This is a genomic window from Streptomyces sp. NPDC048389, assembly GCF_040706335.1.
Classification (GTDB): Bacteria; Actinomycetota; Actinomycetes; order Streptomycetales; family Streptomycetaceae; genus Streptomyces.
Genome location: NZ_JBEZKP010000049.1, coordinates 35,429 through 56,242 on the forward strand (window position 1 = coordinate 35,429; position 20,814 = coordinate 56,242).

Consider the following 20,814-nt stretch of genomic DNA (forward strand, 5'->3'; position numbering starts at 1 on the left):
GGCTGACGGGGCATTGCCCTGCCCTCAAGGAAGGAGGACAAACGCTATGGCAGTTCCAGAAGCTGTGCCCGAGTCGAACGGGGGGCCAGGTGTGGAGGTCACCCGCATGTCCTTCGACGCATTCATGGCCGTCGGCCCCCAGGGGCTGTACAAGGCGGACCGCCCCGTGGTGATCAAGCTGCCGGACAGCGTGCAGGGACTCGGCCGGGACGAAGTGGCCGCGCGGCTGGCCGAGATGACCGTCACCCTGTTCACCGAGCCGGGCGACAAGAACCACCCGGGGCGCTGGGAGACACGGGACATCAAGCTCCGCGAGTTCTTCGCGGACGAGCGACACCTGGGCGGCGCGGACACCTGGCACCGGGTGGTGTCCAACATACGCGGCAACCCGGCCGACGTGAACGCCGTCGTCGGCTTCGACGCCGAGGAGTTCTTCGGTTACGGCAACACCCTGTACGCGGCCAACCTGTGGATCAGCCACCGCGGCGTGTTCACCAAGAACCACTTCGACGAGTTCGAGAACTTCAACATCGCGCTCGAGGGCCGCAAGCGGTTCATCATCGCTCCCCCCGGTGTGCGGGACTACTACCCGAGGTCGGTACTGCGCGGGTTCGGGGACAAGTCCCAGGTGGTCGACCTCGACGACGTCGACCTGGAGCGCTACCCGAGACTGGCGGCCAAGCTCGCCCGGCGCCGCGACTTCGTCCTCGAACCGGGCCACATGCTCTACCTGCCGCTCGGCTGGTGGCACCAGGCCGAGTCGCTGGACGAGATGAACATCAACGTCAACTTCTGGCTCAAGTCCAAGAAGATCCTCCACAGGCCGCACGTGCTCGGCGTCGCGCTGTACACGTACGCCTACCGGAGGCTCAAGGGCGTCTACAGCTACAAGCCCACCGAGGTGAACTCCTGATGAGCGAGCGCAAAAGCATCACTCCCACCCACCGGTACCGCAACAACGACAGGCTTATCGGGATCGGCAACACCTTCTGGAACATGTCCTACGAGCACGGGGTCGCCGGCATCGTCGGCGACCTCGACGACGGTGTGTTCCACATGCCCGACGGGCACGAATTCGTCAACTTCACCGTCTGCTCCTACCTGGACCTGGACACCCACCCCAAGGTCATCGACGGGGCGGTCGCCTCACTGCGCCGCTTCGGCGTGCTGGACCACTGCATCCCGCGCACCCGCGTCCAGACCCCGGTACTGCTGGAGCTGGAGGAGTCGCTGGGCGAGCTGTTCGACGCGATGGTGATCAGCGCGATCTCCACCGCGGCGGCCAGCACCGGCCTGCTTCCGCTGATCGCGTCGGGGCACCTGGGCAACGGCACCCGGCCGCTGATGGTCTTCGACAAGAACGCCCATGTCTCGATGGCCAATGCCAAGCCGAACTGCGCCGACGAGACGGAGGTCGTGACCTGCCGCCACCACGACCTCGACTTCCTCAAGGACATGTGCCGCACCTACGAACGCGTCTGCTACGTCGTGGACGGCTCGGACAGCCTCGGCGGCTACGCGCCCGTCGAGGAGCTGGCGGAACTGCAGGAGAAGTACAACCTCCTGGTCTTCTACGACGACTCGCACTCGCTGTCCGCGTACGGTGAGCGCGGCATCGGCTACGTACGCTCGCACTCCCCGGTGCTGGACGAGCGGACCATCACCGTGGCGACCCTGAGCAAGGGCTTCGGGGCCGGCGGCACGGCGATCCTGCTCAACGGCCACCCCGAGGAGACGCGGCGGCTCATCGAACGATTCGCGGGCCCGCTGGGCTACTCGCAGAAGATGAACGCCGCCGCGGTCGGCGCGGCGCTCGCCTCCGCCGAGATCCACCGCACCGAGGAACTCACCCGGCTGCAGGAGCGGCTGCGATCCAACATCGCGCTGTTCGACTCGCTGGTCGAGACCGAGCAGTCGGACAGTTCGTACCCGATCCGGGTGGTGCCGATGGGCGACGAGACGGTCGTCGACGCCGCCAAGCAGGTCTTCGCCGCCGGGTTCTACACCTCGCCGGTGTTCTTCCCCATCGTCGCCCGCGGCACCGCGGGACTGCGGGTGATGCTGCGGGCCGGCCAGACCGAGGAGCAGATCAAGCGGCTCTGCTCCGCGCTGGTCGAGGCCGGCGCGCGTCCGGCGGCCGCGCTGCCCGAGCCGGGGGCCCGGTGACCGGCGTGGTACGGGCGATCCCGCGCAGCATCCTGTACACGCCGGCCCTGTCGCTGGAACGGGTGGTGAAGGCCCGGAAGTACGACGCGGACGTCCACCTGATCGACCTCGAGGACTCCGTACCGCCCGCCGACAAGCCGGCCGCCCGCACCGTCTGCCGGGCCGCGCTGGAGCAGGCGCCCCGGCCGGAGAACGTCGCGGTGCGCATGAACGAGTTCGGCAGCCTCGCGGCGGTTCACGACGTGCTGATGCTGACCGACAGTCCGGTGAAGCCCGGCATCGTCGTGATGACGATGGTGACCTCGGCAACCGAGGTCGACCTGCTGCGCCGGATCCTGGCGTCGGCGGACGCGTATCCGGAGATCTACGTGACCGTGGAGACGGTGGAGGCCGTCACCGGAATCGACGCCATCGCGCGCTGTGCCGACGGCCTGGTGCTCGGCTCCGCCGATCTTGCCGCCACGCTCGGGGTCGAGATCACCTGGGAGGCCATGCAGGCCGCCCGGCAGGCGATGGCGATGGCCTGCGCCCGGTCCGGCACGGCCTGCATCGACACGGCGAACTTCCGGCTCGCCGAGCCGGCGGTCCTCGCCGAGGAGACCACCCGGGTGCGGGCACTCGGCTTCCACGGCAAGGCGACGGTGCACCCGGGCGAACTCGACGTGATCAACCGCATCCTGCGGCCCCGACCCGACGAGCTGGGACTGGCCCGCCGGGTGGCGGAGGCCGTGACGGCGGCCGACGGAGGGATCGCCGTCCTGGACGGCAACATGGTCGGACCGCCGTTCGCCCGGCTGGCGAGCACCACGGTGGCCCGCGAGGACGCCTGGACGAGACGGTTCGGCGACGAAGGCGGAACCGCATGACCGCGCCGGTGACGGTCCACGCCGCCGACATGTCCGGTACCCGGCGGATGACCCGTGTGATCGACGTGCTCGGCGAGATGTTCGTGGACCTGGCCGCCGGTCGCACCCGGTCCCCGGCCCGCACCGTCGTCGAGCACGGTGACCGGCGCGTCCTCCTGGTCAGCCCCGCCGTCTGGGAGCAGCGCGGGGTGGGCAGCGTCAAGGTCACCACGCTCACCCCCGAGAACCCGGAACGCGGCCTGCCGCTGATTCACGGAATCGTCGCGCTCACCGACCTGGAGACGGGGCGAATCACCGCCCTGCTGGACGGCGCAGAGCTCACCGCCGTCCGCACCGGGGCCGTCGCCGCCCTGGCGACCCGCTGGTGCACAGCTGACGACGCCGACGACATGGCGGTGATCGGTGCGGGGGTGCAGGCGCGTGCCCTGATCCGGGCCGTGGCGGCGGTGCGCCCGATCCGCACCGTCCGGATCCACTCGCGCACGCGCGCCGGCGCCGAGAAGCTCGCCGACTGGATCCGGGACACCGCACCGCGACCCGTCCTTGCGGTGGTCTGCGACACCGCGAGGGAGGCCGTCACCGACGCGGCGATCATCTGCACGGCCACCTCGACCGGCGACGGCACACCCGTGGTGGAGGCGGGCTGGGTGGCCTCCGGAGCGCATGTGAACGTGATCGGTGGGACCCACCCGGATGCCGTCGAGCTCGAACCGGCCCTGCTGGCCGATGCCGTGACCGTCGTGGAGGACCGGGCCGCGGCACTGGACGGAGCGGGTGAGATCCGGGCCGCGCTGGCCGACGGCTTGATCAAGGCCGGGGAACTGTGCGAGCTGGGCAGGCTGGTGAGCGGCGAGGTCCGCGTCGCCGGGCGCACCTCCGTCCTGCGTACGGTCGGGATGTCCATCGAGGACACCGCCGCCGCGGTGGCGCTCTTCGAGGAGCGCCGTGCGGCCGAGCGGGAAACGGGCGGCCCGTCCGCCGCCGCGCCGACAAGCGAGGGAGTGCCGGATGGACACGCATGAGGGCCTCGGTACGGCGAACGGGCACCCGTGGTTCGGTCGTCACCGGCTGCGGCCCGCCGCGCCGGGGGGCACGATCCGGCAGATGCTGCGGCACGAGCTCCGGGACACCGGCTGGCCGCATCAGCGGCTCCTTCCCGCGGCACCGATGGCGATCCCGCGCGCGGCCTACGCCGAGGTCTTCCGGGCGAGCGTCGCGCTGGTCGAGCTGTTGCGCCGTACCGCCCTGGAGACCGGACCCACCACCGCCGACAGGCTGGCGGCCTACGACATGCCCGCCACCGAGGACCGGCTGTGGGTGCGCGACCCCTTCGTCGAGGAGCGGTACGCGGACTGTGTGGTCCGTCCGGATCTGGTCATCGGGCCGGAGGGGCCGCAGTTCCTGGAGTTCAACGTCAGCGGTGCGCTCGGTGGCGTGGTGGAGACGCAGAGCCGTCTGGCGGTGTGGCACAGACTGCACGCCGACGCGGAGGGCCGGACCCCCTTCCGTTCTCCGAGCCCGTTCGCCGTACGCGCCGAGATGTTCCGTTCGCTCAGCGCGGAGTTGGCACTGGCACCGCGGGTGGCCGTCGTCGGCAGTGCCCGGGTGATCGGCGTGGAACGGCGGTACTTCGAGATGGAGGCCGACTACTACAACAGCCACGGCCTGACCGCACGGTTCTTCGAGCCGGAAGAGCTGCCGGAGGCGTGGGACTGCGCCCCGCATCTGCGTTATCCGATCGGACTGCGGAACTTCACCATCCCGGACTGGCTCGAAGTGGGCCTCGACACCGCGCCGGTCCAGGACGCCCTGGACAACGGATCCCTGCTGGTGGGCACCCAGACGTCGACCTTCCTGCACAGCAAGCTCACCATGGGTCTGCTGTCGGAAGGACGGCCCTGGATGACCGCGGCCGACCGCAGGCTCGTCGAGCGGTACCTGCCGTGGACGCGGGTCCTCAAGGACCGGAAGACCGACCGCCGGGGGCAGCAGGTCGACCTGCTCCCGTTCGTGCTGGGGAACCGGGACCTGCTGGTGCTCAAGGCCGGCCTCGGGGAGAGCGGGAAACAGGTGGTCATCGGCCGCGAGGTCGACCAGGCCGCGTGGGAGTCCGCCGTCGGCGAGGCCGTCGAGGGCTGCACCAGCGTGGTGCAGGAATTCGTGCAGCCGCAGACCTGCCGGGTCGCGCTGATCGCCGACGGCTGCGACGAGCCGTACGACGTCGATGTCGCCCCGGTGCTGGGGCCCCTGGTGTTCGGCGGTCGCCCTGCGGGGTTGTTCTGCCGGTTCTTCGGCGACGGTTCCGCCGGGATCGTCAGCGTCCGAGGAGGGACGAGCAGCTCCGACAACGTGATGGTGGCGATCTGACGGCAGCACCGCTCGCGCTCTGCCCTTCGGACCGATGTGCCGTCCGCGTTGACCCTTTTGAGTGATATCACCGGAGTGAAACCACATGACTTTGCGTCAAGTCAAGGACAACGAGTACGTCGAGGAACACGGCGGGGACTTCGAGGACTTCGAGCCGGGCATGGTGATCCGGCACTGGCCGGGCCGTACCCTCTCCGAGGCCGACAACACCTGGCTCACCCTTCTGACGATGAACCAGCACCCGCTCCACTTCGACCAGCACTACGGCGCCGGCGCCGAGTACGGCAAGGTTCTGGTGAACAGCGGCATCACCTTGTGCCTGGTGGGCGGGATGACCGTGCAGGCGCTCTCGGCACGGGCGGTGGCCAACCTGGGTTGGGACAAAGTCCGTCTGAAGAGCCCCGTCTTCGTCGGCGACACCCTCTACGCGACGAGCCGGATCCTCGACAAGCGGCTGTCCCGCTCCAGGCCGGGGCAGGGAATCATCACGGTGGAGACCACGGGCACGAAGTCGACGGGAGAGACCGTCATCGTCTTCGAGCGGTCGTTCATGGTCCGCTGCCGTGAGGACGCCGCCCCGACAGGGGACTGACGAGCCGGGGTCGCGGACGCCGTTCCCGGGCCCGCCCAGCACAGCGATTTCAAGTGATCGTCAGTTTGATCGTTAGTTTGACCGACATTTGTCCGCGCGATCGGTCGGTCTGAAAGGATGTTTTTCATGACGAGCGAGAATCAACCCAAGGCCGGCCACCGCGGCACTCCCACCAGCACCGCGTTCCGCGAGTTCATGGCCTCCGGATGGGCAACCGACGACCGTTCGCCCACGCCCCGTGCCGAGGTCGCCCACCATGCGGCCCGCCGGCGGGCGGCCGTGTCGGAGCGGTTCCCCGGCGAGCGGCTCGTCATCCCCAGCGGCGGCCTGAAGGTACGCAGCAACGACACCGACTACACCTTCAGGCCGCACACGGCCTTCGCCCACCTGTCCGGGCTCGGCGCACATGCCGAGCCCGACAGCGTCCTCGTACTGGACCCCCGTCCCGAGGGCGGGCACCAAGCCGTCCTGTACTTCCGGCCGCCGGCCCCGCGGGACACCGAGGAGTTCTACACCGACTCCCGGTACGGGGAGTTCTGGGTTGGCTACCGCCCGACCGTCGCAGACGTCGAGTCCCAACTCGGCCTCACCGCGCGCCACATCGATTCGCTCGCCGGCGACCTGGCCAAGGACGAGGCCGCTGCCCGGCTGCGCGTGATCCGGTCGGCCGACCCGCAGCTCGCCGAGTCCGTCGACGCCACCCGCACTCAGGCGGGAACGTCCCTGTCCGTCGAGGAGCAGGAGGAGGCCGACGAGGAACTGGCTCGCCACCTGTCCGGAATGCGGATCGTCAAGGACGAGTGGGAGATCGGCGAGATGCGCAAGGCGATCGCCGCCACCCACAAGGGATTCGAGGCGGTCATCGCCACCCTGCCGGAAGCCGTGCGCAAGGGGCGGGGTGAGCGGTGGGTCGAGGGCGTCTTCGGTCTGTACGCCCGCCACGAGGGCAACGGGGTCGGATACGAGTCGATCTGCGCGTCCGGCGACCATGCCAACACCATCCACTGGACGAAGAACACCGGCGGGGTCCGCGACGGTGACCTGATCCTGATCGACGCCGGGATCGAGATCGACTCCCTGTTCACCGCCGACATCACCCGCACCCTTCCGGTGACCGGCCGCTTCACCGACGTCCAGCGCAAGATCTACGACGCGGTCCACGCGGCACAGCAGGCCGGCATGGAAGCGGTGAAGCCCGGCAACAGGTTCAGCGACATCCACGCCGCCGCGAACCGGGTCGTCGCACGCTACCTGCACGAGTGGGGACTGCTGCCCGAGGGAGTCACGCTCGAGCAGACCCTCGACCCGGAGCACGGCGGCTGGCACCGCCGCTGGATGGTCCACGGGACCTCCCATCACCTGGGCATGGACGTGCACGACTGCCAGCTGCTGCTGCGCGAGGACTACATGGACGGCGAGTTGAAGCCCGGCATGGTCCTCACGGTCGAGCCGGGCCTGTACTTCAAGGCGGACGACCTGCTGGCACCCGAGGAGTTCCGCGGCATCGGGGTGCGCATCGAGGACGACGTGCTGGTGACCGAGGACGGGTGCGAAAACCTGTCCGCTGCGATGCCGCGCGGTTCCTACGAGGTGGAGGAGTGGATCGCGCAGGTCTCGGCTTCGGCAGGAGACCGGCCACTGCGGTAGGGCTTCGACCTGACCTGACCTGACCTGACCTGACCTGACCTGACCTGACCTGACCTGACCTGACCTGACTCGGCCCGGCCCGGCCCGGCCGGCCGTGCCCCTTGCCGGTGATCCGGCAGGGGCACGGCCGACGACGGCGACGAGAGCGGCGCGCCTGCGGGCCGTGGCCGCTCGCCTCGAGGACGACCGGCACCGGTGTGCGAGACTGGGGGCGACGGGTCGCAGGTTCGATCCCTGTCGTCCCGACTTGGCGGATTCGCAGGTCGGAGGGTGTGTCGGAGCCGATCCGATGCGTCCTGTGTTCATGGTGGGGACCACGAGAGGTACAGCACGATGGTGAACGGCGACGTCGTCGCGCTCGACGAGCCGGTGGGAGAGTCACTTCGCGGCCATCACGCGCACCTCGCCCGCCAAGTCGGCCGGGCCGTGACCTACCTACCGGACGTCGCGACCTTCGCGACGGTTTCCGCCGATCCCGACCCGGGGGAGTGGGCCGACCTCGCCCGGCTCCTCGGCCCGGGAGAGCTCGCCGACATGTTCAGCTGCCCGGCGACCCCGCCGGCGGAGTGGGAGCCGGTCTTCGTACTCGAAGGCCGGCAGATGATCTGGCCGGGCGGCGGGTGCCCGAGCCGCCCTCATGGCGAGACGGACGCCGGCGTGGTGGATCTGGGTGCGGACAGTGTGCCCGAGATGCTCGACCTCGTGGCTCGGTCGCAACCGGGGCCGTTCTGGCCGCGCACCCACGAACTCGGCACCTATCTGGGCATCCGTGACAACGGCACGCTCGTCGCGATGGCGGGCGAACGCCTCCGGCCGCCGGGATGGACCGAGATCAGCGCCGTCTGCACCGCCCCCGAGGCACGCGGGCGAGGACACGCCGCCCGCCTGGTCAGCGCGCTCGTCGAGCGCATCGTGGCGCGGGGCGAACGTCCCTTCCTGCACGTGGCCGAGGCGAACACCGGCGCCATCGCACTCTATGAGCGGATCGGGTTCGTCACCCGCAAGCCCGTGACCTTTCGCGGGTTCCGCACTCCCTGACGGCTTGGGACCCGCGGTCCCGCGGCCCCGCCGCCGGGCGGCTCCAGCGGTGCCCGTGCGGGCGGCCCGTGCGGCGGCGGTGTGTCAAGGGCTGACGGCGTCCCGGCAGGAGCGGGCCTCGATCTCGGCGCTGTTGGGCTTGTAGCTGCTGATCCAGGCCCGGTCCTCCTCCGGCAGGGCGGGCAGCGACGTCTCGACGTCACGGATCCAGGTGCTGGTGCCCACATGCTTCTTGAGCCATGCCTTGAGCTTGCCGCAGTCCTCCCGGTGCCCCTTCGGCAGCCCGATGCCGTAGTGCTGAGGTGCTCCTATCGTCACGTCCGGAACCACCCGCAGGCCCTCCTTCTCATACCGCTGGGCAAAGCCGTAGAGGATGGCCTGGTCGGTGGAGACGGCCTGCACCTGCCCGTTCATGAGCTGCTCGATGCAGTCCGACGCGTCGGTCTCCGTGACCGGCTCGGCGCCGACCGTCTCCCTGATGCCGTTCAGGGCCTCCCGCGAGGTGGTGCCCTGCCAGGTGCAGATCCGGCTGCCGCGCAGATCGGACAGCCGCTCCACGTCGGCTGCCTGGGGGCCGACGAGAAAACCCTGCCGGGTCTTGAGGTAGGGGCCCACGAAGTCGATCTCCTCCATCCGCTCGGCCGTGATGGAGAAGGACGCGATCGTCATGTCGGCCTTGCGTTCGAGAAGTTGGGTCACCCGGTCGCCCGAGGAGACGTCGACGGGTTCGCTGAACGCGACATCGAGCTCCTCCTGGATGTGCTGGAACACCAGGAAGTCCAGCCCCGACCGGTCGTAGTTGGACGAGTACGACACACCGGGCAGGTCGTTGTGCATCGCGACCGTGATCCTCTTGACGCCCAGGAACTCCGGCTCCGGCTCGTTCGAGGAGCACGAGGCGAGGTTGGTCAGCATGACTGCGGCCGCGGCGATGCCGAGGACGCGCCTCGAGTGGCGGGGAACGGAGCACCGGGATGCAGGAGTGGCGGCCACTGTGTCCTCTCAGTCGTGAAGTACGGCGTCCGCGACGAACACGCTCATCCGGCAGCCCGCGTCGGTCCGCAGGATGATCCGGACCTCGATCAAGCCCTGCAGCCCGCCGAGCGGGAAGTCGAGCGTCTGCCCGCTCCTCACGCCTTCGACGCGGGTGCTCGCGTTACCCCGCAGCTCGGCGGAGTAGCTGGTCTCCGGCGCGCAGAACTGGGAGGCGCGGGCCGCGTCCCGGATCGTCAGGGTGAGCCGCAGCCGCGAGCGGTCGGCGGGGCTGTCGACGACGAGCCGGAGCTGAGAGGCGTCGGTGAACGTGCCGCCGGTGATCCCCGTACGGCCGGTGACGTCGATCTCGCCGTGCTCCGCGAGATAATTCATGCCGACCGTCCCCGCCACCGCGCACATCAGCGCCGTCGCCGACATGAGAACGCGCCAGTGGCGCGCCCACTTCACGCCTGCCGGGACGATCAGCCGGGCGAGCGCGAGGCCGACCGCGGTGGCGATGGCGAGGTAGACCCACAGGAACTGGCGCGGCGGCCCGTCGGGCGCGCTGATCAGGGCGTAGCTGCCGAGCAGGACGACCAGCAGGAACGGCGGCCAGTTCCAGCCGCCCCAACGTTTCGCCTTGTCGGCGAACGCGTCGACGGCGTCTCCAGCGAAGAAGCTGAGGACCACCTTGCCGATCAACAGCTTGCGGAGGAAGCCGATCGCCGGTGAGTTGTCACCCCACGTCGTGGCGTTGCCGCGTTGCGTCGGCGGGTCGACGCTCAACTACCGCCCCCCTGCTCGGGCTGCGAGCCGTAGTTGAAGGTGGCCGTGTCCAGCCTGCCGATCGCGGGGGAGTTGTTGCCGTACGACGTCGCGCTGTTCCGGTCCCCCGCGTGGTATTTCTGGTGGGCGATGCGGATGTGCTCGCGCAGAGAGTCCGCGCTCAGGTCGTCCCTGCCGGCCAGCCATTCACCGACCGCCGTATCCAGGACCTCCCGGTCCTCGGCGGAAAGTTCCGCGATGGCCGTGGCCGCCGCGGCGTCCTGCTCGGTCTCCGGCGGGTCGTCGGGCTCTCTCCGCAGCACCCTCCCCAGGAGCACCCGCCCCCGCTCCACCGCGCTGTCCGTCACCGCGGTCTGCGCGGACTGGACGACGGCGCCGGCGAAAGACGTTGCCGCGGAGGTGATGAACGGCGCGATGACAGCCGCGGCCGTCACTAGTTCGGACATGCGCTCCCCCTCTGGAATCACCTCCGATTCTACTCAACCCTCTGTGCAACGGAAGTGACTAGGCGTCACTCGACTCACACGGTCACACCCCCGCGCAACAACGGAACCGGGCGGGCATCATGGGGACGATGCCCGCCCGGCTCCGCTGCGCCCGGGCCGCTCAGCGACGCGGCGGCGTCACTCGAGCAGCTCCGCGTACGCCCCCATGGCCAGGGCGATGTCCGCCTGTGCCCAGAAGCGGTGGTACGTGAACTCGGGCGCGGCGCCGCCCGCCAGATAGCTCTCGATCTTCGACCATGCCGGGTCGTCCTGGTAGAAGGAGCGCAGCGAGACGAACGTCGACGACGAGTCGATCGTGTCGCCGTTCGGCATCGTGCCCGTCCAGCCGTTCGGCACGTACACCGGATCGTCGAACCGGTTGTAGTCGGTCCGCGTCTCCGGCACCGCGATGCCCAGCGCGTCCTGGTGGTGGTCCCACATGCCGTCCAGCAGCCCCTTCGCCACCCGCTTCGCGTCGGCGTCACCCGACCGTGCGGCGTAGTACGTCAGCACCTTGGCGTACGCACCGGCCACGCCCACGTCCTGGGTGTAATCGGCCACGGTCACGTGCAGGCCGGCGTTGGCGCCCGGTGCCGACGCGTTCCAGGTGTCGGGCCTGCCCGACCACTGGAGGGTGGAGGGCATCAGGAAGGTGCCGTCGGGGTTGACGGTCGTCTCGGACACGGCCCAGTCGACCCACTTGTCGAGCACGGCCTTCGCCTCGGCGTCACCCGTCTGCTGGTAGTACTCGGCGACCCGCTCCATCGACCATGCCTGGAAGCCGAACCACTGGTTCGACGGCGGGTCGTGGTAGACGGGCTTCTCGTCGTACGCCATGCCGTAGAAGGTCGGCGTGCCCGCCGCCGGGGCCTCGTAGCGGCCGCCGACGCTGTTGGTCGCGCCGCCCGCGATGGCTCCCTCGTCGGACTGCAGCCAGCGGTAGAACTCGATCTGCCGCTCCAGGCTCTTCGCCCAGTCGGCCTGTCCCGTCGCCGACTTGGGCTTCAGCGGTGCGTAGGCGCTCAGGGCGTACGCGGCCATCGGGTTCTGGTAGCCGCCGTGCGCGTGGCTCGAGCCGATGCGCCAGGCCCAGCCCGCGGAGGCGTCGGTCGCACCGCCCCAGGCGTAGTACCAGGACAGCAGGTAGTGGGAGCTGTCCTTGCCGGTGCCGGCCGGGCAGGCCGTCGGCCCGACACAGTCGCCGATCTTCTTGAAGTACTTGTCGTACATGGCGTAGCGCAGGTAGTCGCCCATCTTCGCGGCCTTGGCGACCGTGCCGGAGACCTCGGAGCCCTTGCCCTGCTCCTTGGCCCAGATGTCCGCCCAGTAGGCGGCCTGCACGGCGCGGGCGTCCGCGTCCGGAGCGTTGGTGAACTTCCACTGCTTGGCGTAGGACGCGTCCTTGGTGAACAGGTCCAGATAGCCGTTCGGACCGCCGTAGGCGAACCTGTCGCAGGTCGGCTGGGGCACGGTCTCCCAGACCGACTCCTGAGGCCCGCGCTGGAAGGTGTTGATGTACGAGGGCCCGGTCGCGCTCGGACCCGCCTCGCACTTGCCCGGCTCGTTGCCGTATCCGTAGACGTTGTCGACGTCCTGCAGCCAGTGCATGCCGTAGACGTCGTCGGTGCCGTACGCGCTCTTCAGCTCGGCCGCGATCGGGTCCTTGCCGGAGGCGACGGAGGGCTGGAGCTCGGCCGGGTACTGGGCGGGCTGGTCGTGTTCCGGCGCGTAGGTCGCCGGCTTGTTCGGGTCGTAGAAGGAGCCGGTGGGCTGGTCGGCATGGGTGGGGATCATGAACTTCTCCATGATCTCCCAGGCGCCGTTGAACTTCGTCCAGTCGCCGCTGATCCGGCCGTACATGGCCTGCAGCCAGATCAGATAGCTGTACGCCTCCGAGGTCGTCTCGTGCCCGTGGTCGGGGGCCTCGACGATCAGTGTCTCGACCGAGTGGTACGGGATGCCCTCGGGCGAGAAGTAGCCGTTGGCCGGGTCGGTGATCTTCCCGTACAGGTCGAGGAAGCGCTCGTCGTACTCCTTGGAACCGCCCAGCTGCGTCGCCGTCACCTCGGTCGCCGCGTGGCCGGGGGCCGTCACGGCGAAGGTGGCCGAGCCGGTGCCCTCGCTGTCGGCGGCGATGGTGACCTGCTGCGCGGTGTTCCAGTTCGACGGGGTGAAGGTGAGGCTCGCGCCGCTGCTCACGCTCAGGCCGGAGTTGCCCGCGGTGCGGGCGACGGAGGCGGTGATGTTCGACGACGGTCGCGTCGAGAGCTTGACCGCGAACGTCCCCGACCCGCCCTGCCGGACGGCGAGTTGCGTGGGTGAGACGACCACGGCGGGACCGGTGGCCACGGTGATCCCGACCGGGGAGGACTCGGCGGAGGCGCCCTGGCTGTCGTACGCCTTGGCGTAGAGCGAGTAGGAGCCGGCCGCCAGACCGGTGGCGCTGAAGGTGTACGGCGACGTGGTGTCCGTACCCAGCAGAGTCGTGTCGCTGTAGAACTCGACCTTGCTCACCGTCGCGCCGTCGGCGGCCGCGGCGGTGGCGGCCAGCGGGACGGGGTCGCCGGCCGAGAAGACGGCACCGGCGGCCGGGCTGGTCAGGACCGCGATGGGGGGCTGGTGCGCGCCCGTGCAGCCGGCACCGTTGACGGTGAAGGAGGTGGGAGCGGTGTTGGTACCGCTGTAGGAGAACTGGGCACCGGTACTGACGGCGGCACCGGCGGCGATGGAGCTGCTCCAGGCGGGCGCCTTCACGGTGACGGTACTGCCGGACTGCGACCAGGTGCCGTTCCAGCCGTTGCTCAGCCGCTGGTTCCCCGCGTAGTCGTAGGTGAGGGTCCAGTCGTCGATGGCCTCAGAGCCGCGGTTGGTGATCGTGAGGTCGGCGGTGAAGCCCGAACCCCAGTCGTTCGCCTTGTAGTCGACGCTGCACTGGACGGCGGCGGCATGGGCCGGCGCGGTGCCGGTCGCGGTCAGGGCCAGGGGGAGCGAGAGGACGGCGGCGAGTGCCGTGAGGACGCGCCGCAGCGGGCGCCGTCTTCCTGGTGGGGACATGAGGGTGACTCTCCTAGCGGCTCTGGGGAGGTGGGCATGTGAACGCTGAGCACAAGCCTTGAACCAGTGGGAGCGCTCCCACGGTGGAGGGGACGGGCAGGGCTGTCAAGAGGTGTCACAGAAACCCGTGGGCGGAGGTGCGCTCCATCAAGAAATTTGCCAAGTCCCCTTTTCCGGCGCGCGGTTCGGCGCTAGCCTCCGGTGCAACCAGTGGGAGCGGTTCCATCACTGGACGCGCCGTTTCGGCGGGTCCGAGCTGCAAGGAGTCGCTCATGCGTCACCCCCCGCACCTCCCCGTCGCGCCGCCCGGCGGCCCGCCGTCACCGGACGGCTGCACCCTGCGGCGGCTCGCTCCTTTGCGGGTCGATCCTCCCGAGCCAATGGATTCGTCCGCGGAATCCGGCCACTTTGGCTGGGAGCGCTCCCATGCAGAAGTCGGTTCCGGCCGGCCAGCTGCACGCCCCCACTCTGCTCCGTCGACGAGAGGAAACGTCACCTCATGAGCCGCGACACAATGAGCCGCGACACCGCGCCACCCCTGCGCAGAAAGCGGACCGCGCTGCTGGCCGCATGCAGCCTGCTCGCCACCGGCGCCGGTGCGGTCACCGTCATGCAGACGCCGGCCGCCGCCGCCGCGCTCGCCTGCAGCGTCGACTACAGGACCAGCGACTGGGGCAGCGGCTTCACCGCCACGGTGGACATCAAGAACACCGGCAGCACCGCCATCGACAACTGGGCGCTGACCTACGCCTACGCGGGGAATCAGCAACTGGGCAACGGCTGGAACGGCAGCTGGTCGCAGTCCGGGAAGGCCATCACGGTCAAGGGCCCCGACTGGAACCGCTCCATCGCGGCCGGCGCCACCGTCTCGCCGGGCGCCCAGTTCTCCTACAGCGGCGCCAACACCGCCCCGACGTCCTTCGCCGTCAACGGCGTGGCCTGCAACGGCGACACCACCCCCACGGACCCGCCCACGGACCCGCCGACCGACCCGCCCACGGACCCGCCGACCGACCCGCCGACCGGTGAGAAGGCGGACAACCCGTTCGCCGGCGCCAAGCTGTACGTGAACCCCGAGTGGTCCGAGAAGGCCGCCTCCGAACCGGGCGGCAGCCGTATCGCGGACACCTCCACCTCGGTGTGGCTGGACCGCATCGCGGCGATCGAGGGCGTCAACGGCGGAATGGGCCTGCGCGACCACCTGGACGAGGCGCTCGTCCAGTCCGGCGGCGACCCGCTCGCCATCAACGTCGTCGTCTACGACCTGCCCGGCCGCGACTGCGCCGCCCTCGCCTCCAACGGCGAGCTCGGGCCGGAAGAACTCCCGCGCTACAAGAGCGAGTTCATCGACCCGATCGCGGAGACAGTTGCCGATCCCAAGTACCGGGACCTGCGCATCACCACGGTCATCGAGATCGACTCGCTGCCCAACCTCATCACCAACGCGGGCAGCCGGCCCACCGCCACCCCGCAGTGCGACGTGATGAAGGCGAACGGCAACTACGTCAAGGGCGTCGGCTACGCGCTGTCCAAGCTCGGTCCGATCCCCAACGTGTACAACTACATCGACGCCGGACATCACGGCTGGCTCGGCTGGGACGACAACTTCGGACCGGCCGCCGAGCTGTTCGCCGAGGCCGCCAAGGCCGAGGGCAGCAAGCTGGAGTACGTCCACGGGTTCATCACCAACACCGCCAACTACGGTCCCGTCAAGGAGCCGTACTTCACGATCGACGACTCGGTGAACGGCACCTCCGTGCGCCAGTCCAAGTGGGTCGACTGGAACCGCTACGTCGATGAGCTGTCGTACGCGCAGGCATTCCGCGGACGCCTGGTCCAGGCCGGCTTCGACTCGGACATCGGCATGCTGATCGACACGTCCCGCAACGGCTGGGGCGGCGCCGCCCGGCCCACTGGACCGGGAGCGCAGACCAACGTCGACACCTACGTCAACGGTGGCAGGCTCGACCGCCGAATCCACCTCGGCAACTGGTGCAACCAGGCAGGGGCAGGACTCGGCGAGCGGCCGCAGGCGGCTCCCGAGCCGGGCATCGACGCCTACCTGTGGGTCAAGCCGCCGGGTGAGTCCGACGGCTCCAGCAAGGAGATCCCGAACGACGAGGGCAAGGGCTTCGACCGGATGTGCGACCCCACGTACACCGGCAACGCCCGCAACGGGAACAGCATGTCCGGCGCGCTGGGCGACGCCCCGGTCGCAGGCCACTGGTTCTCCGCACAGTTCCAGGAGCTCATGAAGAACGCGCACCCCGCGCTCTAGGGAGACTCCCGGGACACGGCTCGGGAACCGGAGCCGGGATCAGGAGCCGGGCCATCGGATCACCGCCGCAGGCGGCCCGGTGGCCCGGCGCCCCGCGCCTGACGCGACCCGGCCGGCCTGGACAGTCCACGACCCGCAACTTAGGGTCATGGCCCAGGGCGCCGAGGCGCGTCCGTACGGTCCGCTGTGGAGAACGTGATGGTCACCCTTGCCGATGTCGCCCGCCATGCCGGAGTCTCGGCCAGCACCGTCAGCTATGTGCTCAGCGGGAAGCGCTCCATCTCCGCCGGCACCCGCGAGCGGGTGAACCGCAGCATCGAGGAACTCGGCTACCGCCCCCATGCGGGCGCCCGGGCTCTCGCCAGCAGCCGCTCCGACGTCATCGCCCTCATGGTCCCGCTGCGCACCGACCTCTATGTGCCCGTGATGCTCCAGATCGCCATGGCGGTCACCACCACCGCCCGCGCCCACGGCTACGACGTCCTGCTCCTCACCGGCGAGGAGGGCGCGGACGCCGTGCGCCGCGTCGAGGGCAGCGCGGTCGCCGACGCGATGATCGTCATGGACGTCGAGGCCGACGACGAGCGCCTGCCGCTGCTGCGCGAGGCGCGGCGGCCCTCCGTCCTCATCGGGCTGCCCGCCGACGCCGCCCACCTCAGCTGCGTCGACCTCGACTTCGAGGCCGCCGGGGCACTGTGCGTGGAACACCTCGCCGGACTCGGCCACCGGCAGATCGCGTTCGTCGGCGAGGCGCCCGGGGTCTACGAACGCCGCACCGGCTTCGCCGAGCGCACCCTCGCCGGCCTGCGGTCGGCCGCCGGCGCGCACGGACTGCGGCTGCTCCACAGGCCCTGCGCGAGCGGCTGGACCGCCGTGGACGCCACGCTCGGCAGGATTCTCGAGGAACGCCCCGGCACCACCGCCTTCGTGGTCCAGAACGAGGCCGCCGCCGACCCGCTGCTCGCCCTGCTGCGCCAGCGGCGGCTGGCCGTGCCGGAGGACGTCTCGGTCGTGGCGATCTGTCCCGACCAGGTCGCGGAGCGGGCCTCGGTCCCGCTCACCTCGGTCGCTGTCCCGGCCCAGGAGATGGGCAGGCGCGCGGTGGAGCAGGTGGTGGCCGTGCTGGACGGCCGGGAGGCCGCCGGTACGGTACTGCTGCCGCCCGAACTGGCCGTCCGGGCCAGCTCCGGACCGGCGCCCCGCTGACCGGCCGCCCGACGACCCGGAGAGAGGACACCGCCGTGGGCACACCCGCCGCTGACGCGCGCGCGGAGTTCCAGGAGTTCTTCGAGCGCCACTACGCGGAGCTGGCCCGCCTCGCCCATCTGCTGACCGGCGAGGCCGACGCCGCCGACGACCTCGCCGCGGACGCGATGCTGGCGCTCTGGCACCGCTGGGACCGGGCCCGTGCCGCAAAGCATCCCGCCGCCTACGCCCGCGGTGTGGTCGCGAACCTCGCCCGCAGCCGCATCAGGAGCGCCGTCCGCGAGCGCCGCCGTGTCGCGCTGTTCTGGTCGCGGCGCCCCGACTCGGTGGAGGGCCCCGACGTGCCCGGGGTCGTCGACGTGCAGGAGGCTTTGCGCGCGCTGCCGTTCCGCAAGCGCGCCTGTGTCGTACTGCGCCACGCCTTCGACCTGTCGGAACGCGACACGTCCCTGGTGCTCGGCATCTCGGTCGGCACGGTCAAGAGCCAGACCTCCAAGGGCATGGCGGAACTGCAACGGCTGCTGGGCCCCAGGGCGGCCGCCGATCTGGTCGGAGGCAGGAAGTGACGGACGACGAGGTACGCCGGCGGCTCCGGGAGGCGGCGCGGTCGCACCGCCCCGACCGGGCGCGGATACTCGCCCGTATCGAGCGCGGCATGGCCGAGGAGCCGGGCCCGGCCGTCCGGCCGTCCGTGCGCCGCGCCGGCCGGTTGCGGATCGCCGGAGCGGCGGCTGCCGTCGTCGCGGTCCTGGCCCTCGGCGGTTACGCCGTGGCGGCCATGGGCCACGACGAGAACGACCGTGGCGGCGTGGCGGCGCCCCCGGCCACGCCCTCCGCGCCGACCGGAACCGGTGAGGGCCGGCTGCTGGCCGACGGCTCGGTGGACCCGCACAGCAACAGCTACTGGGCGCAGTCCAACGTGACCGTGCACAACACCGGGGAACTGACCTCGCTCACCGTGGAACTGCGCATCGCCATGACCGGCGGCGTCGAGAGCACCGGCAACTGGCGCACCCGGCCCGCCGCCGACTTCGACTTCTCCGTACGGAAGGAGGCCGACGCCCTCGTCTACCGCTGGGTGCTGCGGCGCGGCCGCACCGTCCCGCCGGGCCGGCACGTCTTCGCCGGCCAGTACAACCACGCCGAGGGCGGACGCGACGCCGGCGGCGACACGTACACCGTCCGGACCGAGGCGTCGGGCGAACCAGTGGAGGCCGGCGGGGGGTTCGCGCCCACGGGGCCGTGATCCGGATCACGGAGGAAGCCCGCTCCGCCCGGCAACCCCGCCTCCCTCGGTGGCGACCTGCACGCGTAGGTCTTCACCCCCCCACCGAAGGGACCGGAACAATGAGCCGACACAAGCGGAGTCCACGCCGCCGCAGGGCGGTCGCCGCGCTGGGCGCGGCGTTCGGGCTGACCGCCGCCGGCATCGTCACCAACAGCATGCTCACGTCCGCCGGCGCGGCAGCCTCCTGGCCGACGCCGAGGGGCGAGAAGGCGGTGACCGCCACCATCGAGGTCTCCGGGACCTACGACGGCGGCCTGAAGCGCTTCTACGGCAGCGGCGACCTCGGTGACGGCGGCCAGGGCGAGGGCCAGGACCCGGTCTTCAAGCTCAAAGACGGCGCGGTGCTGAAGAACGTCGTCCTCGGCACCCCCGCCGCCGACGGCGTCCACTGCATGGGCAGCTGCACCCTCCAGAACGTCTGGTGGGAGGACGTCGGCGAGGACGCGGCGAGTTTCAAGGGCAAGTCGTCGGGCTCCGTCTACTCCGTCTACGGCGGGGGCGCGCGGAAGGCGTCCGACAAGGTCTTCCAGTTCAACGGTGCGGGCAAGCTCGTCGTCACCAGGTTCCAGGTCGCCGACTTCGGCAAGCTCGTCCGCTCCTGCGGCAACTGCTCGACGCAGTACCGGCGTTCGATCATCGTGAACGACGTCGACGTCACCGCGCCCGGGAAGTCGCTCGTCGGCATCAACGGCAACTACGGCGACACGGCCGCGCTGCGCAACATCCGCATCCACGGCGACGGCGGCCGCAGGATGGAGCTGTGCGCGCGCTACGAGGGCAACGACGACGGCGACGAGCCGAGGAAGATCGGCAGCGGTCCCGACTCCACCCACTGCCGTTACGGTCCCTCGGACATCAGCTACGACTGAGGACCCGGCGAACGGTGAAGGCCCCCGTCGGGGCCTTCACCGTGACCGCCCGGGTCAGTCCGTGCTCCGCCAGGGCGTCCAGCCGTCCAGATACACCTCCCGTGTCGCCGACGCCGCCCGGAAACGGTCCAGTTGGGGCCGGTTCTCCGGGACGGTGATCCGGGCGCCGGGGCCGGTGTTGCGGTACTCGGCGTACCGCTGCGCCCGCCACGGGTGGGCGTCCCGCATGTCGGTGTACGGCTCGACGGCGTCGATGCCCGCCCCGATCCGGCTGTCGCGCACCACCAGCGAAGGCCACGCGGTCGGGTCCGAGCTCGGCACCCACGGCCGGGACAGCTTGTACGCGCCGTCCTCCGCGCCGCTGGTGAAGCGGCATCGCACCGCGAGGAAACCGTACGGGTTCGCGCGGGCGGTGGACGGGGCGAACACCATGCCCTTGGGCGTGAAGTCCACGTCCCGGGCGAGGGTGTGGAAGCGGCAGTGCTCGAACACCGCGCGCGCCCGTCCGAAGACGAAGTCGACGTCCCCCTCGACGTAGCAGTGCGAGAAGTACTGCCGGGCGACGGCGGACAGCGCGGGCGAGTCGGTGTAGAGCGTGTCCTGGTGGCCGAGGAAGCGGCAGTGGTGGAACGCCGAGCGGTCGCCCATCACCTTGAGCGCGACGGCCTGGGTCGAGCTGATCTCCGGATGATCGGCCCGCAGCCAGTCGTTGGCGAAGGTGATCCAGCGGGCGGTGAAGCCCGCGGCGCGCACCGTGGTGGTGGCGGAGCCGCTGGTCCCGTGGGTGCCGGAGCCGTCCGGCCGCGGGGTGCCGGCCGCGTTGTCGTACACGAGGACGACGTCGCGCGGGTCGCGGCTCGCGCCGATGAGCGTGAGCCCGGCGTGGGTGTCCGGGACCGTCACCACCTCGCGGTAGGCCCCGGGCGCGACGACCAGGGTCCGGCCGGGGCCGCCCGCCGCCGACACGGCGGCCTGGACGGTCCTGTGGTCGCCGAGCCCGCCGGGGTGGACGTACAGCGTCCGCGGTGTGAGCCGGGCCGTGGGGGAGCCGAACGGGCCGAAGGGGCCGGGCCGGCCGGCGGCGGCGCCCCCCCCGGGGACGGCCAGGGCGAGAGGCGCCCCCGCCCCCGGGGCCAGCCCAGTACCGTGGGGGTACCCGGGGGGGTGTGTGGGGAGGGTGTGGGACTAACGCCCGCA

General features: G+C 70.6%; 18 protein-coding genes. 13 read left to right on the plus strand and 5 right to left on the minus strand.

The window, feature by feature from the left end; all coding sequences use genetic code 11:
• Positions 1-46 precede the first annotated feature (46 nt).
• The 8 genes from AB0903_RS26755 to AB0903_RS26790 all read left to right on the plus strand — a co-directional run bounded on the left by AB0903_RS26755 (position 47) and on the right by AB0903_RS26790 (position 8,676).
• A complete protein-coding gene (locus tag AB0903_RS26755) occupies positions 47-913 on the plus strand; it encodes a cupin-like domain-containing protein (protein WP_366706998.1) in 867 nt (288 codons plus the stop codon).
• Positions 913-2,166 (plus strand): aminotransferase class I/II-fold pyridoxal phosphate-dependent enzyme, encoded by a 1,254-nt coding sequence (locus AB0903_RS26760; protein WP_366707000.1) that lies wholly within the window; start codon positions 913-915, stop codon positions 2,164-2,166. The genes AB0903_RS26755 and AB0903_RS26760 overlap by 1 nt, the downstream gene beginning before the upstream one ends.
• On the plus strand, positions 2,163-3,032 hold the full coding sequence (locus AB0903_RS26765; RefSeq protein ID WP_366707002.1) for an aldolase/citrate lyase family protein: 870 nt from the start codon (positions 2,163-2,165) through the stop codon (positions 3,030-3,032). The genes AB0903_RS26760 and AB0903_RS26765 overlap by 4 nt, the downstream gene beginning before the upstream one ends.
• The gene (locus AB0903_RS26770) at positions 3,029-4,054 is read left to right on the plus strand and encodes an ornithine cyclodeaminase family protein (protein WP_366707004.1); all 1,026 of its coding nucleotides are present in this window, start codon (positions 3,029-3,031) and stop codon (positions 4,052-4,054) included. The genes AB0903_RS26765 and AB0903_RS26770 overlap by 4 nt, the downstream gene beginning before the upstream one ends.
• Positions 4,041-5,399, plus strand: a complete 1,359-nt coding sequence (locus AB0903_RS26775) for a hypothetical protein (RefSeq protein WP_366707006.1) — start codon at positions 4,041-4,043, stop codon at positions 5,397-5,399. The genes AB0903_RS26770 and AB0903_RS26775 overlap by 14 nt, the downstream gene beginning before the upstream one ends.
• Positions 5,400-5,484: 85 nt before the next feature.
• Positions 5,485-5,991: a MaoC family dehydratase gene (locus AB0903_RS26780; protein ID WP_366707008.1), complete on the plus strand. Its 507-nt coding sequence runs from the start codon at positions 5,485-5,487 to the stop codon at positions 5,989-5,991.
• 126 nt (positions 5,992-6,117) lie between these two features.
• Positions 6,118-7,638, plus strand: coding sequence for an aminopeptidase P family protein (locus AB0903_RS26785; RefSeq protein ID WP_366707010.1), 1,521 nt, complete (start codon positions 6,118-6,120; stop codon positions 7,636-7,638).
• A gap of 333 nt (positions 7,639-7,971) precedes the next feature.
• Positions 7,972-8,676 (plus strand): GNAT family N-acetyltransferase, encoded by a 705-nt coding sequence (locus AB0903_RS26790; protein WP_366707012.1) that lies wholly within the window; start codon positions 7,972-7,974, stop codon positions 8,674-8,676.
• An 84-nt stretch (positions 8,677-8,760) separates the two neighbouring features.
• Here AB0903_RS26790 and AB0903_RS26795 read toward each other — a convergent pair whose 3' ends face one another.
• The 4 genes from AB0903_RS26795 to AB0903_RS26810 form a co-directional block, all read right to left on the minus strand.
• Positions 8,761-9,591 (minus strand): transporter substrate-binding domain-containing protein, encoded by an 831-nt coding sequence (locus tag AB0903_RS26795; RefSeq protein ID WP_366707014.1) that lies wholly within the window; start codon positions 9,589-9,591, stop codon positions 8,761-8,763.
• An 87-nt stretch (positions 9,592-9,678) separates the two neighbouring features.
• A complete protein-coding gene (locus tag AB0903_RS26800) occupies positions 9,679-10,437 on the minus strand; it encodes a hypothetical protein (protein WP_366707016.1) in 759 nt (252 codons plus the stop codon).
• Positions 10,434-10,883, minus strand: a complete 450-nt coding sequence (locus AB0903_RS26805) for a hypothetical protein (protein ID WP_366707018.1) — start codon at positions 10,881-10,883, stop codon at positions 10,434-10,436. The genes AB0903_RS26800 and AB0903_RS26805 overlap by 4 nt, the downstream gene beginning before the upstream one ends.
• A 177-nt stretch (positions 10,884-11,060) precedes the next feature.
• Positions 11,061-13,976: a glycoside hydrolase family 48 protein gene (locus tag AB0903_RS26810; protein ID WP_366707019.1), complete on the minus strand. Its 2,916-nt coding sequence runs from the start codon at positions 13,974-13,976 to the stop codon at positions 11,061-11,063.
• Positions 13,977-14,490: 514 nt separating this feature from the next.
• Here AB0903_RS26810 and AB0903_RS26815 point away from each other — a divergent pair.
• From AB0903_RS26815 to AB0903_RS26835, 5 genes are all read left to right on the plus strand, one after another.
• Positions 14,491-16,254, plus strand: coding sequence for a glycoside hydrolase family 6 protein (locus AB0903_RS26815; RefSeq protein ID WP_366707037.1), 1,764 nt, complete (start codon positions 14,491-14,493; stop codon positions 16,252-16,254).
• A 198-nt stretch (positions 16,255-16,452) separates the two neighbouring features.
• Positions 16,453-17,460: a LacI family DNA-binding transcriptional regulator gene (locus AB0903_RS26820; protein WP_366707021.1), complete on the plus strand. Its 1,008-nt coding sequence runs from the start codon at positions 16,453-16,455 to the stop codon at positions 17,458-17,460.
• Positions 17,461-17,495: 35 nt separating this feature from the next.
• Positions 17,496-18,026: a SigE family RNA polymerase sigma factor gene (locus AB0903_RS26825; RefSeq protein WP_366707023.1), complete on the plus strand. Its 531-nt coding sequence runs from the start codon at positions 17,496-17,498 to the stop codon at positions 18,024-18,026.
• Positions 18,023-18,706 (plus strand): hypothetical protein, encoded by a 684-nt coding sequence (locus AB0903_RS26830; protein WP_366707025.1) that lies wholly within the window; start codon positions 18,023-18,025, stop codon positions 18,704-18,706. Before AB0903_RS26825 ends, AB0903_RS26830 begins: the two co-directional genes overlap by 4 nt.
• A gap of 101 nt (positions 18,707-18,807) precedes the next feature.
• Positions 18,808-19,617 (plus strand): pectate lyase, encoded by an 810-nt coding sequence (locus AB0903_RS26835; RefSeq protein WP_366707027.1) that lies wholly within the window; start codon positions 18,808-18,810, stop codon positions 19,615-19,617.
• A 54-nt stretch (positions 19,618-19,671) separates the two neighbouring features.
• Here the strand turns inward: AB0903_RS26835 and AB0903_RS26840 are convergent, their stop codons facing one another.
• Entirely contained in the window at positions 19,672-20,724 is a 1,053-nt protein-coding gene (locus tag AB0903_RS26840; RefSeq protein WP_366707039.1) for a pectinesterase family protein, read from the minus strand.
• Positions 20,725-20,814 lie beyond the last annotated feature (90 nt).

Coding starts and splice junctions, on each gene's coding strand:
- AB0903_RS26755 (WP_366706998.1), top strand. CDS start 47: ATGGCAGTTCCAGAAGCTGTGCCCGAGTCGAACGGGGGGCCAGGTGTG.
- AB0903_RS26760 (WP_366707000.1), top strand. CDS start 913: ATGAGCGAGCGCAAAAGCATCACTCCCACCCACCGGTACCGCAACAAC.
- AB0903_RS26770 (WP_366707004.1), top strand. CDS start 3,029: ATGACCGCGCCGGTGACGGTCCACGCCGCCGACATGTCCGGTACCCGG.
- AB0903_RS26775 (WP_366707006.1), top strand. CDS start 4,041: ATGGACACGCATGAGGGCCTCGGTACGGCGAACGGGCACCCGTGGTTC.
- AB0903_RS26780 (WP_366707008.1), top strand. CDS start 5,485: ATGACTTTGCGTCAAGTCAAGGACAACGAGTACGTCGAGGAACACGGC.
- AB0903_RS26785 (WP_366707010.1), top strand. CDS start 6,118: ATGACGAGCGAGAATCAACCCAAGGCCGGCCACCGCGGCACTCCCACC.
- AB0903_RS26790 (WP_366707012.1), top strand. CDS start 7,972: ATGGTGAACGGCGACGTCGTCGCGCTCGACGAGCCGGTGGGAGAGTCA.
- AB0903_RS26795 (WP_366707014.1), bottom strand. CDS start 9,591: ATGCTGACCAACCTCGCCTCGTGCTCCTCGAACGAGCCGGAGCCGGAG.
- AB0903_RS26805 (WP_366707018.1), bottom strand. CDS start 10,883: ATGTCCGAACTAGTGACGGCCGCGGCTGTCATCGCGCCGTTCATCACC.
- AB0903_RS26810 (WP_366707019.1), bottom strand. CDS start 13,976: ATGTCCCCACCAGGAAGACGGCGCCCGCTGCGGCGCGTCCTCACGGCA.
- AB0903_RS26815 (WP_366707037.1), top strand. CDS start 14,491: ATGAGCCGCGACACCGCGCCACCCCTGCGCAGAAAGCGGACCGCGCTG.
- AB0903_RS26820 (WP_366707021.1), top strand. CDS start 16,453: ATGGTCACCCTTGCCGATGTCGCCCGCCATGCCGGAGTCTCGGCCAGC.
- AB0903_RS26835 (WP_366707027.1), top strand. CDS start 18,808: ATGAGCCGACACAAGCGGAGTCCACGCCGCCGCAGGGCGGTCGCCGCG.